The organism is Phyllobacterium sp. T2-21, assembly GCF_055378485.1.
Map to the genome: position 1 here is coordinate 404,688 of NZ_AP027913.1, position 11,825 is coordinate 416,512.

Sequence of the window (11,825 nt, forward strand, 5' to 3'; positions counted from 1 at the left end):
CGGGTCAGTTCACCCGGCGTTTCTCCAGTTTGCGGGCAAGGGTGCGGCGGTGCATGCCAAGGCGCCGGGCTGCTTCCGAAATGTTGAAGTCTGTTTCCACCAGCATCTGGTGGATACGTTCCCATTCCAGCGTCTTGATCGATGTCGGGCGCGCGGTCAGATCGATCTCCGTATTGCCTGCTGCCTTGCTGAAAGCTGCTTCGATGTCGTCGGAATTGGATGGCTTGGCGAGGTAGTGACAGGCGCCGAGCTTGATCGCTTCCACGGCGGTGGCGATGCTGGCGAATCCTGTCAGCACAACGATCAGCATTTCCGAATCATGGGCATGCAGCGCCTCGACGCAGGTAAGACCTGACGCGCCGGAAAGTTTCAGATCGACGATGGCGTAGTGGGGTGACTGGGTTTGCAGGATGTCCCGCAGTTCTTCCAGTCCGCTTGCCAGCACCACATTGTATTCGCGCCGTTCGAACGAACGTTTCAGCGTCCGGGCAAACGCCGTATCGTCCTCGACGATAACCAGCAGCCGATCATTTGTCATGTTCGCGCACTCCGATGGCCAGCGAGGCAAGCGGCAGTTCCAGCGTCACGGACGCGCCGCCCTGCGGCAGGTTGCGGGCATGCACAGCACCACCGAGCTTGCGCACGGCGTTGACGACCAGAAACAGTCCTAGGCCGCCGCCGAGACGGCCCTTGCTTGACTGGTAGGGCTTGCCGAACTTTGCCAGTATATCCGGCTGGAAGCCGGGCCCGGCATCGTTGACGCGCAGCACCAGCATATCACCCTCGCGTTCCGCCAGAAATCCGACCCATCCCGGCGATGCGTCGAAGGCATTGTCGAGAACGTTGAAGATGACCTGCTTGAGCGCCGAGTCGGAAACGATGGTGAGATTGAGCCCGAAGGCATTTCCGTAGGAAAGCGTCGTTGCGGACCGCGCCGCCCGCCATTCGGCGACCAGTTCATCCAGGAAGGCATTGACGGTGGTCACCGTGGGCGCTTCGCCGCGCGCCTCGCCTGCCGCCAGCAGAATGCCCGTGACGATGGCCTTGCAACGCTGCACTTCGGCCTGCATTTCATCGATTTCCTGAACGAGATCGGGATCGGCGGCAAGAGCCGGAACCCGGCGCCAATCTCCGAGGATGACCGACAGGGAAGAAAGAGGCGTGCCCAGCTCGTGTGCCGCGCCGGAGGCAAGCAGGCCCATGCGGACGATATGGTCTTCTTCCGCCGCATGCTGTTTCAGCGCGGCAAGATTGGCGTCGCGCTCACGCAGGTTGCGGTTGATGCGGGCAACGAAGACGACGAGCAGGGCGGCGTCGAGCACGAAGCAGATGAGCATGCCGATGATGTGAAGGCGGAAAAGTTCGTCTGGGCCCTGACCGGGCAGAATGATTGGCTCGTAGAACAGCGTCAGGCCGGCAAAACTGATGCCGGCAATAGCGACGATTGCCGAGGTCAAGCGTGCGTCAAGCAAGACGGCGCTGAGTGTGACCTGCAGCAGATACAGAAAGATAAACGGATTGGTCGCGCCGCCGCTCAAATAGAGCTGCGCCGTGAGCGCTGCCACGTCGAAGACAAGGACAATGAACAGGGAAGCCTGCGTGGTGATCTGATCGTTGCGGAGCCAGACGATACTGGCAAGATTCAGCCCGATCAAACCCGCCAGAACCAGGAACATCGGTAGCAATGGCAATTCAAGATTGAGCCATTCATGCACAACGGCGATGGTCACGACCTGCCCGATGACCGCGATCCAGCGCAGCTGGACCAGCAGGTTCATGTTCTTCCAGTTGGCGGTGTAGTCAGCTGGCGGCGCTGCTGGCCGAAGCCCGGCCATCAGGCCGTCTTCAGTTTGGCGGATCTGGTTTGAATCCACTCGGTTCGCCTCTGGGTTCAACATATCAGGCCTGATTCAATCGCATGGTTTTGCGGACTTGCCATTCATATCGTCCAACATAAATCAAAGCCGCGGCCAGCATGAGCGCAAGTGCAAACCATGTTATGGCATAAACCAGATGATTGTTGGCAAAACGGATAACCGTCAAGCCGCCGATCGGCAGATCATCCGGATTGGCCCCGGCATCCTTGTCGATGAAATAGGGGGCTATCTCTCCGAGTCCGCGTGCGGTCGCAATGGCAGCGATATCGCGCGAGTACCAGCGGTCGGCAGCGGGGTCGTTGCGTCGCAGAAAGCCGCCGCCAGGCTCGCTCATGCGAAGAAGACCGGTCACGGCCTGTGCCGTCACATCGCTCACCTGCCATGAATCCTGTGCAACATCGTCCGGTACAAAGCCACGATTGATCAGGACGGTGAAACCATCATCGGTCTGGAACGGTGAAATGACCCAGGAACCGCTGCCGCGTTCGGTAACGGCCTTTACAAGCGTGTCATGGCCGGTCCGGAAATGCCCGCGGACCTGGACATGACGGTAGGTTTCCGTGTCATCGATCCCAGGCCATTGGGACGGACCGGGTGCGGAAACCGCCGGTGCGTGAATACGCTGTTCGACGCGCTGGATGAGGTCGAGCTTCCAGACGCGTCGCTCCAGCTGCCAGACGCCAAGTCCTGTCAGCAAAAGCACGCCCGAAAGGCCGATCAGACCGAGGAGGCCGAGTTGCCACAGAGCTCTGGGCCGGGAGCTTGGAGAGTGGCCATCATCATCCATTGCATCGTCCCGGAGTTATTCGGCCATCACGGTATCTGGCTCATGTCATGCCCGGGCATCATGTTGGTATTGAGGTGATACATGACCCATAGGGAGCCGGTCAGGGTGATGACGACAAGGACGAGTGTGAAGATCAGCGCCATCATGTTCCAGCCATTTTCCGACCGAACATTCATGTGCAGGAAAAACACCATGTGAACCACGATCTGGATCACGGCCAATGCCATGATCGCGAATGCGGTTGCCTGTTTGGAGTCCAGTGCGCCGGTCATGACCAGCCAGAAAGGAATGGCCGTCAGGATGACCGAAAGGCCAAAACCGATCAGATAGGATCGCAGGGAACCATGGGCATGCCCATCGTCTTCCGCGTGGCCGTGATCATCCGTGTGTGCTGGTGTCATCGCAACATTCCCATCAGATAGACAAAGGTGAAGACGCCGATCCAGATGACGTCGAGGAAGTGCCAGAACAGGCTGAGGCACATCAGCCGGCGCTTGTTCGCCTGGATAAGGCCATAGCGCTTGACCTGGATCATGAGCGTGACCAGCCAGACCAGGCCAACGGTGACGTGCAGGCCGTGTGTCCCGACGAGCGTAAAGAACGATGACAGGAACGCGCTCCGTTGCGGCGTTGCGCCCTCATGGATCATGTGCGCGAATTCGTAGAGCTCGATGCCAAGGAACGCCAGGCCGAACAGACCCGTCACGGCCAGCCATCCCTGCGTCGCAGCAATGCGTCCCTTGTCCATGGTGAGCATGGCAAAGCCATAGGTGATGGACGAGAAAAGCAGCATCGACGTGTTGAGCGCCACGAGCGGCAGATCGAAGAGGTCCTTCGGTGACGGCCCGGCCGCATAATTGCTGCCAAGCACGCCATAGGTCGCAAACAGCACGGCGAAGATGAGGCAGTCGCTCATCAGGTAAATCCAGAAGCCGAACATGGTGCTGCCGCCTTCGGCATGATCATGTTCGTCAACGAGATAGAATGTCGGAGCCACGCCGTCCCCGTGCACTGCGGAAGCTGGTGAACTCATCGTGCAACTCCTGCGAGAAGAGCGGTTCGCTCACCTTCCGTGCGGACAACATCCTCCGCCGGTATGTGGAAGTCGCGCTTGTAATTGAAGGTATGTCCGATGGTGACGGCAAGCAGGGCAATGAAGCTGGCTGCCGCGAGCCACCAGATGTACCAGATCATGGCAAAGCCGAAGATGATGCTCAGGACCGCCAGGATGATGCCTGTGCCGGTGTTGCTGGGCATATGGATGGCCTTGAAGCCTTCGAGCGGACGGGTGTAGCCGCGCCGTTTCATGTCGTGCCATGCATCGAGGTCATGCACCACCGGCGTGAAGGCGAAATTATAGGCCGGTGGCGGCGACGAGGTCGACCATTCCAGCGTGCGTCCATCCCAGGGATCGCCTGTCAGGTCGGCCAGCTTCTCACGGTTGCGGATGCTGACATAGATCTGGATGAGGAAGGAGAGGATGCCGATGGCGATCAGGACGGCGCCGAAAGCCGCAATCACGAACCAGATCTGCAGCGACGGATCGTTGAACACGCGCAGGCGCCGGGTCACACCCATCAGGCCGAGTACATAAAGTGGCATGAAGGCGAAGTAGAAACCGATGACCCAGAACCAGAACGACATCTTGCCCCAGAACGGATCGAGCTTGAAGCCGAATGCCTTCGGGAACCAGTAGCTGATGCCGGCAAACAGGCCGAACAGCACGCCGCCGATGATGACATTGTGGAAGTGCGCCACAAGGAACAGGCTGTTGTGCAGGACAAAGTCTGCCGGAGGTACGGCGAGCAGTACGCCGGTCATGCCGCCGATGACGAAGGTCAGCATGAAGGCGATTGTCCACATCATCGGCAGTTCGAAGCGGATGCGCCCGCGATACATCGTGAACAGCCAGTTGAATATCTTGGCCCCGGTGGGGATCGAGATGATCATCGTCGTGATGCCGAAGAAGGAATTCACGCTGGCGCCGGAGCCCATGGTGAAGAAGTGGTGCAGCCAGACGAGATAGGCGAGGATGGTGATGACGACCGTGGCATAGACCATCGACGTGTAGCCGAACAGGCGCTTGCCGGAGAACGTGGAAGTGACCTCGGAGAAGATGCCGAAAGCCGGCAGAATAAGAATGTAAACCTCCGGATGCCCCCAGATCCAGATGAGGTTGACATACATCATCGGATTGCCGCCGAAATCATTGGTGAAGAAGTTCGTGCCGACATAACGGTCAAGGCTGAGCAGGGCGAGAACGGCAGTCAATACCGGGAAGGCCGCCACGATCAGCACGTTGGTGCAGAGCGCCGTCCAGGTAAAGACCGGCAGCTTCATCATGGTCATGCCGGGCGCGCGCATCTTGACGATGGTCGCCACCAGATTGACGCCGGACAGGAGCGTGCCGATACCCGCGATCTGCAGCGCCCATATGTAATAGTCCACCCCGACATCGGGACTGTATCCGATGTTGGAAAGCGGCGGATAGGCGAGCCAGCCGGTCTTGGCGAATTCCCCGACAAACAGCGACATCATGACGAGGATCGCCCCGGCCGTGGTCATCCAGAAACTGAAATTGTTGAGGAACGGGAAGGATACGTCGCGCGCGCCGATCTGCAGCGGAACGACAAAGTTCATCAGACCGGTGACAAGCGGCATGGCCACGAAGAAAATCATGATCACGCCGTGGGCGGTGAACACCTGGTCATAGTGGTGGGCCGGGAGATAGCCGTCGGAGCCGCCGAAGGCCATGGCCTGTTGCAGGCGCATCATGATGGCGTCGGCAAAGCCGCGCAGCAGCATGACGATGCCGAGGATCATGTACATGATGCCGATGCGCTTGTGGTCGATGCTGGTGAACCATTCGCGCCAGAGGTAGCTCCAGAGGCGGTAATAGGTGAGAAGCCCCACCAACGCCAAACCGCCAAGGGCCACCATGGCGAATGTGCCGACCAGGATCGGCTCATGATACGGGAAGGATTCCAGGGTCAACCGGCCGAAGACCGCCTTGAGAAGATCGGGATTATCAAACATGTCGGACTCAATCCGTTCAGGAATTCGATGGACGGCGCTGTGCGCCGAACAGTGGGGCAGTTGGGCGTGGCAGTCCGGCACCGAGTATTGGTGAGGAGTCGCGTGGTGACAGCAGTGGAGATTGTGCGGCCGCCCGCATTCTCTCTTCCTCTTCCGTCGTGCATATCCGTGCGACATAGGTTGTCGGCGGAGCAAAAATGGCGCCGCGTCGCCTGTATTTGTCATATTCGAGCGGGTGGACATTGTTGATGCCGGCAAGCCCGAGCCCGCCCTTGGCATCGATCGAGCTCATCTCGTCCATGCACATTTTGCCAAGCTCCACGCAGCGGTTGAGCACGGCGGTGAAGAGCTGTCTCTCGACACTGCCGTAACGGCGCGCCGGCTCGTTTTCGCTGGGCCGTTCAAGGTCGAGATAGGCATTGCGATCGAGCTTGGTGCCCTGCGCTTTCACGTCGGCCATCCATTTGTCAAAATTGGCATCGGACAGGCCGAGGAAGGCAAATTTCATGCCCGAGAAACCCGCGCCGCTGTAGTTCGCCGAGAAGCCTTCGAAGGTGCCGGGGTGGTTGATCACGGCGCTGAGTTTCGTCTGCATACCCGGCATGGTGTAGATCTGGCCTGCAAGCGCCGGAATATAGAACGAGTTCATGACCGCCGACGATGTCAGACGGAAATCGATTGGCCTGTCCACCGGGGCGGCCAGTTCGTTGACCGTCGCCACACCATATTCCGGATAGATGAACAGCCACTTCCAGTCGAGCGCCACGACTTCCACCTGCAGGGGCTTGACCTGCTTGTCGACCAGCCTGCCGGGCGCAATGCGATCCAGCGGACGGTAGGGATCAAGCAGATGCGTACCCATCCATGTCAGCGCGCCAAGGCAGATGATGATGAGGAGCGGCGCGGCCCAGATGATCAGTTCCAGTTGCGTCGAGTGATCCCAATCGGGTTCGTAGCGTGCCTCCGTATTGGATTGGCGATAACGCCACGCGAAAAACACCGTCAACAGCATGACGGGTACGATGATGATCAGCATCAGGATGGTCGAGATGACGATGAGATCCCGCTGCTGTGCAGCTACGTCGCCAGACGGGCTCATGACGACGGCATTGCATGCGGTCAGCATGGTGAGAAATGGAAGTATGGCGACGGCAAGAAAACGTTTCAAGGTCGTTCCTGTCATGATAACGGCGCTAATTTGCGCCATCCGTAACGGCACCCCATTCAAAGTGACATTGGACAATTTGCCCAATCCTTCCCTAATGTGTCACAATGATAAAGGAGATGCTAGCATAAGCCGTGAACGCGGCTTGACGTCAGCAGCTGCCAAATCAGGATTGAGGAGCGCAACGAGACATGAGCGCGGAAATAGGGGTGCCCTCATCGACGCACGGACGTGACGTGAAGGGCCTGCATGGCCACGAGGATGTCAATGTCGGTGAGATCGCCATCGGTGTCATCATCGGGCGTACGTCGGAGTTCTTCGACTTTTTCGTCTACGCCATCGCCTCCGTCCTGGTCTTTCCGAAGCTTGTCTTTCCCTATGTCGATCCGCTGACGGGCACGCTCTATTCCTTTGCAATTTTTGCGCTCGCATTCATCGCGCGTCCGCTTGGAACCGTGATCTTCATGGCCATCGACCGCACCTATGGCCGCGGCGTCAAGCTCACCATTACCCTGTTCCTCTTGGGAAGCTCGACGGTGGCGATTGCCTTTCTGCCGGGTTACGAGCAGGTGGGCTGGATATCGGCGCTGCTACTTGCGCTTTTCCGGCTCGGCCAAGGCCTGGCGCTGGGTGGTGAATGGGACGGTCTTGCCTCCCTCCTTGCACTGAATGCGCCGGAACGCCGCCGCGGCTGGTACGCCATGATCCCGCAGCTCGGTGCCCCGCTCGGACTGATGGTTGCGGCCAGCCTGTTTGCATTCTTTGTCTCGCACCTTTCCGCGCAGGATTTCCTGGAGTGGGGCTGGCGCTATCCCTTCTTCGTCGCCTTTGCCATCAATGTGGTGGCGCTGTTCGCGCGCTTGCGCATGGTCGTGACGGAACAATATGCCGAGCTCTTCAAGCGCCGGGAACTGCAGCCGACGACGGTCAGCGACACATTGCAGACAGAGGGCCGCCACGTGGTCATCGGTGCCTTTGCGCCTTTGGCCAGTTTCGCACTCTTCCATATGGTGACGGTGTTTCCGCTGTCATGGGTCTTTCTCTTCACGGACCAGGGACCGGCACGCTTCCTCATGATCGAGACGATTGGTGCGGCCGTCGGCGTGTTGGCGATCTTTGCATCCGGAAATATTGCTGATCGCGTTGGCCGGAGCCGTTTGCTCATCGCCACGGCCATCGCCATTGCCGTGTTCAGCGGGTTCGCCCCTCAGTTGCTTGACGGCGGCGATATCGGTGAAATCATCTTCATGGTCTTCGGCTTCCTGCTTCTCGGCCTGTCGTTCGGCCAGTCCTCCGGCTCAGTCGCATCGAATTTTTCCAGGCGATACCGCTATACGGGATCGGCCCTGACAACGGACCTCGCATGGCTGTTCGGTGCGGGTTTCGCGCCGCTTGTCGCCTTGATCCTGTCGAGCCGCTTTGGTCTCATCGCGAGCGGGGCCTATCTGCTGTCGGGTGCTGCATGCACACTGATCGCCCTGGCAATAAACCGGCAGATTGACGGCCGCGACAAGTAGAGCCGCCTAGAAAAGCTTCAGCGGATAGGTCCTGTAGAATATCAAAGCCGAGCGGAGGAACTGCCGGATGTGCCAAAGGCCCTTGCTTGCGGCCCGGCCGCCTTCATGCACGATCCTGACCGCTGGCACATATGCTATGCGTGCAATCTTGCGAACGCGCAGGGAAATATCGAAATCCTCGAAATACAGGAGGTAGCGTGGATCAAAACCGCCCAGCTGCCTGTAAACATCGCCGCGAAAAAACATGAAGCATCCGCTGACAATAGGCGGGTCCCAGAACGGGGTATTGGCGATTTCGTCGCGCATTTCGTACCGTTCAAGACGCCGCCGGAACATTGCCTTGATGCCGGCAGGCGCAAAACCGCGAAGAAGCAGGTCGAAGACTGCTGGATAGCGCTTGCAGAGATATTGCGTGCTCCCGTCCGGATTGAACGCCTTGGGCGTGATCAGCCCCGTTTCCGGCGCACCGGCCATGAAGGTCAATGCCTGCTTCAGGGCATCCGGCTCCATTTCCACGTCGGGATTCAAGACGAGATGAAATTTCCCCGCCTTGTCCAGAACCATGTTGTTGGCCGCACCAAAGCCGACATTGCCATGCCCTGCGATGATCTCAAGCGGCAGGTCAGGCAGCAGATTTCTCATCCAGCCGTGGTCTGCAGGCTCGGGCGAATTGTCGATCACATAGAGTTTGGCGCGAAGCGGGGCAATCGTCTCCACGGCTTTCCGAAGGCTCGTCAGCGTGGCCGCGAGCACGGCCTGTTCGGGTTTGAAAATGACCACGCCTATGGTGAGGTCGAAGTCCGGGGACATGGTGGCAAGGCTCCGTTCAACCATTGCTCGGTTTCTTTCCCATACGGCCGAAAAGCCCGTGAAAAATGCCCAGCGTCATCATCCAGGCGTGCTGCAGCCTTGGCACTGTAAAGATACTGTAGAACACAAATTTCCGGACGAGACGCACCGCATCGACGATCTTCCAGTTGGCGCGCAGCCACGGCTGCCGGTAAAGCCAGATGGCATTGCGGAAATGGTAGTAGTGCCGCAGCGGGCTGTGCACCGGAATGAACCGTCCACGAAACTTTATCGGGTTGTCACCCAGATCATGCTGCATTTCAGCGGCGCAAACCCCAAAGGACTGGTATCCCATGTGTTGCGCCCGCAGGCCCCATTCGATGTCGACATAGTCGATGAACAGTTCCTCTTTCATGCCGCCGACGTCATCAAGGGTCGCTGTCGGAATGAGGCAACCCGATGCTATGAGATAATCGACATCGACGACGGCATCGGCCGTGTCACAGGTCTGCCGCCGAAGCCGCAATCCTTCCGTTTTGATGAATGGAGGCGGATTTTTTTGCCGCGAGTCCTCATAACGCGGACCGACACATCCGAGCTTCACCCCCTTGGCAATCTGGGCTTTTGCCGCCGACAGCAACGTGGCGACCATGTCTGGTGCCGGTATGCTGTCCTGGTCGAGCAGGAGAACGAAGGTTGAACCCGATGCGCGTGCCCGGTCGATCCCAACGTTCTGCGCTTTGGCAATACCGTAATTGGCGTCAAGCGGTACAAATTCCGCTTGATTGCTCTGGCTTGCAAACCATTGTTCCAGATTCGTTTTCGAACCATTGTCAACGACGATGACACGGGCGACTTGCGGACTGATTGCGTTCAGAAGCGCTGCAAGACCCGCAAGATCCGGATTGTAGGTCACGATGATCGCGCTGACTTCTGGCTGTTGTTCAATTCGCATTTAAGGTTCCGTGTTACCTGGACCGCATATTTGGTTCTAAACCAGGATCATGGTGTGAAAACAATAGGTTGTGTGTCGGGAAACATCCGGGTCACGCCGACTTCTCATTTACTTCCGGTTGACTTGTCTTTCTGTTGTCGCCAAATGGTTTTTCAATGACCGGTGAACCGCATTTTGCCATCTTTGCATGAAACCAAGTGTGGCCACTTAGGGCGTTATATATCGGCTCAGTTTGTAGCATTGACATAAGGAAGCGATCGCATGAAGGGTATTATATTAGCCGGGGGCAGCGGTACACGTCTTTATCCACTAACGATCGCTGTGTCGAAGCAAATCCTTCCCATCTATGATAAGCCCATGATCTATTACCCGCTGAGCGTTCTGATGCTCGCCGGAATACGCGACATTCTGATCATCTCGACGCCGCATGATTTGCCGCTTTTCCAGAAGCTGCTTGGAGATGGGGCTGATTTCGGGGTCAATTTCTCCTATGCCGAACAGCCACAGCCAAATGGTCTGGCCGAAGCCTTCATCATCGGGCGCGACTTCATCGGCCAGGACAGTGTTGCGATGATTCTGGGCGACAACATCTATTTCGGCGACGGCCTTTCCAAGCTATGCCAGGTTGCCTCATCGATAACCAAGGGCGGCATGGTATTCGCTTACCACGTCGAGGATCCGCAACGCTATGGCGTGGTGGATTTTGACAAGGTTACCGGCAAGGCATTGTCCATTGAAGAAAAACCCGAACGTCCCAAGTCGCATTGGGCCGTGACGGGCTTGTATTTTTACAGCAACGATGTTGTGGACATTGCGCGGTCGATTAAACCCTCGTCGCGCGGGGAGCTGGAAATCACCAGTGTCAACAATATTTACCTTGAACGCGGGGAACTGCAGGTTCAGCAACTGGGCCGCGGCTATGCATGGCTCGATACCGGTACCCATGACAGCTTGCATGAGGCGTCGTCGTTTGTCCGGACAATCGAACACCGGCAGGGCATCAAGATTGCATGCCCGGAGGAAATCGGCCTGGAATGGGGCTGGTTGAATGCCGATCAGGTACTTGAAAGAGCAGCCAAAATGGGCAAGACCGAATATGCCGCATATCTGCGGCGGCGTGCTGCGGAGATTGGAACAGAATGATGGAAGTCAGGCCTCTCGCCCTCGAGGGCGTTCTTGAGATTTTGCCGCCGAAGTTCGGCGACGACCGGGGCTTTTTCTCCGAAACATACAATGCGGAGCGTTTCGACGCGGCCGGAATCACGTTGCAGTTCGTGCAGGACAATCATTCGTTCTCCGCTGCAAAGGGCGTGTTGCGCGGCCTGCACTATCAGCTCCCGCCGCGCGCACAGGACAAGCTGGTGCGCGTGGTCAAGGGCTCCATTCTCGATGTGGTCGTCGATATTCGCAAAAGCTCCCCGACGTTCGGAAAATGGGTTTCGCTTGAAGTCTCGGCGGCCAAATGGAACCAGATTCTGGTCCCGAAGGGTTTTGCCCACGGTTTCGTCACTTTGGAAGAGAACACCGAGGTGATCTACAAGGTGACGGATTATTACTCGCCGCAACACGACCGTGGTATCCGCTTCGACGATCCTTCGATTGGCATTGACTGGCCGCTGCAGGCTTCCACGCTTCAGCTTTCCGACAAGGACCGGAAAGCGCCGCTGCTTGACGGTTCCGATATTTTTCCCTGAGGGAG

Annotated in this window: 12 protein-coding genes; 3 read left to right on the plus strand and 9 right to left on the minus strand. The window is 58.0% G+C overall.

Annotation, left to right across the window (positions count from 1 at the left end):
* Positions 1-4: 4 nt before the first annotated feature.
* The 7 genes from ACZ5FP_RS20070 to cyoA all read right to left on the minus strand — a co-directional run bounded on the left by ACZ5FP_RS20070 (position 5) and on the right by cyoA (position 6,868).
* The gene (locus ACZ5FP_RS20070; RefSeq protein ID WP_464663920.1) at positions 5-538 is read right to left on the minus strand and encodes a response regulator transcription factor; all 534 of its coding nucleotides are present in this window, start codon (positions 536-538) and stop codon (positions 5-7) included.
* A complete protein-coding gene (locus ACZ5FP_RS20075; RefSeq protein WP_464664033.1) occupies positions 528-1,835 on the minus strand; it encodes an ATP-binding protein in 1,308 nt (435 codons plus the stop codon). Before ACZ5FP_RS20075 ends, ACZ5FP_RS20070 begins: the two co-directional genes overlap by 11 nt.
* 64 nt (positions 1,836-1,899) lie before the next feature.
* Entirely contained in the window at positions 1,900-2,664 is a 765-nt protein-coding gene (locus tag ACZ5FP_RS20080; RefSeq protein WP_464663922.1) for an SURF1 family protein, read from the minus strand.
* Between the two features lie 26 nt (positions 2,665-2,690).
* A complete protein-coding gene (gene cyoD / locus ACZ5FP_RS20085) occupies positions 2,691-3,065 on the minus strand; it encodes a cytochrome o ubiquinol oxidase subunit IV (RefSeq protein ID WP_464663924.1) in 375 nt (124 codons plus the stop codon).
* Positions 3,062-3,697 (minus strand): cytochrome o ubiquinol oxidase subunit III, encoded by a 636-nt coding sequence (gene cyoC / locus ACZ5FP_RS20090; protein WP_464663925.1) that lies wholly within the window; start codon positions 3,695-3,697, stop codon positions 3,062-3,064. Before cyoC ends, cyoD begins: the two co-directional genes overlap by 4 nt.
* On the minus strand, positions 3,694-5,700 hold the full coding sequence (cyoB, locus tag ACZ5FP_RS20095) for a cytochrome o ubiquinol oxidase subunit I (RefSeq protein ID WP_464663927.1): 2,007 nt from the start codon (positions 5,698-5,700) through the stop codon (positions 3,694-3,696). The genes cyoC and cyoB overlap by 4 nt, the downstream gene beginning before the upstream one ends.
* Before the next feature lie 16 nt (positions 5,701-5,716).
* The gene (gene cyoA, locus ACZ5FP_RS20100; RefSeq protein WP_464663928.1) at positions 5,717-6,868 is read right to left on the minus strand and encodes a ubiquinol oxidase subunit II; all 1,152 of its coding nucleotides are present in this window, start codon (positions 6,866-6,868) and stop codon (positions 5,717-5,719) included.
* 188 nt (positions 6,869-7,056) lie between these two features.
* On the opposite strand from cyoA, the gene ACZ5FP_RS20105 reads away from it, so the two are divergent.
* Positions 7,057-8,382, plus strand: a complete 1,326-nt coding sequence (locus tag ACZ5FP_RS20105; protein ID WP_403182753.1) for an MFS transporter — start codon at positions 7,057-7,059, stop codon at positions 8,380-8,382.
* A 6-nt stretch (positions 8,383-8,388) separates the two neighbouring features.
* Here the strand turns inward: ACZ5FP_RS20105 and ACZ5FP_RS20110 are convergent, their stop codons facing one another.
* Positions 8,389-9,216: a glycosyltransferase family 2 protein gene (locus ACZ5FP_RS20110; protein WP_464663930.1), complete on the minus strand. Its 828-nt coding sequence runs from the start codon at positions 9,214-9,216 to the stop codon at positions 8,389-8,391.
* Positions 9,209-10,126 carry a glycosyltransferase family 2 protein gene (locus ACZ5FP_RS20115; protein ID WP_464663932.1) on the minus strand — a complete coding sequence of 306 codons (918 nt, stop codon included), beginning with the start codon at positions 10,124-10,126 and terminating at the stop codon, positions 9,209-9,211. Before ACZ5FP_RS20115 ends, ACZ5FP_RS20110 begins: the two co-directional genes overlap by 8 nt.
* 261 nt (positions 10,127-10,387) lie before the next feature.
* On the opposite strand from ACZ5FP_RS20115, the gene rfbA reads away from it, so the two are divergent.
* Positions 10,388-11,269 carry a glucose-1-phosphate thymidylyltransferase RfbA gene (gene rfbA / locus ACZ5FP_RS20120; RefSeq protein WP_464663934.1) on the plus strand — a complete coding sequence of 294 codons (882 nt, stop codon included), beginning with the start codon at positions 10,388-10,390 and terminating at the stop codon, positions 11,267-11,269.
* Positions 11,266-11,820, plus strand: a complete 555-nt coding sequence (gene rfbC, locus ACZ5FP_RS20125; protein WP_464663936.1) for a dTDP-4-dehydrorhamnose 3,5-epimerase — start codon at positions 11,266-11,268, stop codon at positions 11,818-11,820. Before rfbA ends, rfbC begins: the two co-directional genes overlap by 4 nt.
* Positions 11,821-11,825: the final 5 nt, after the last annotated feature.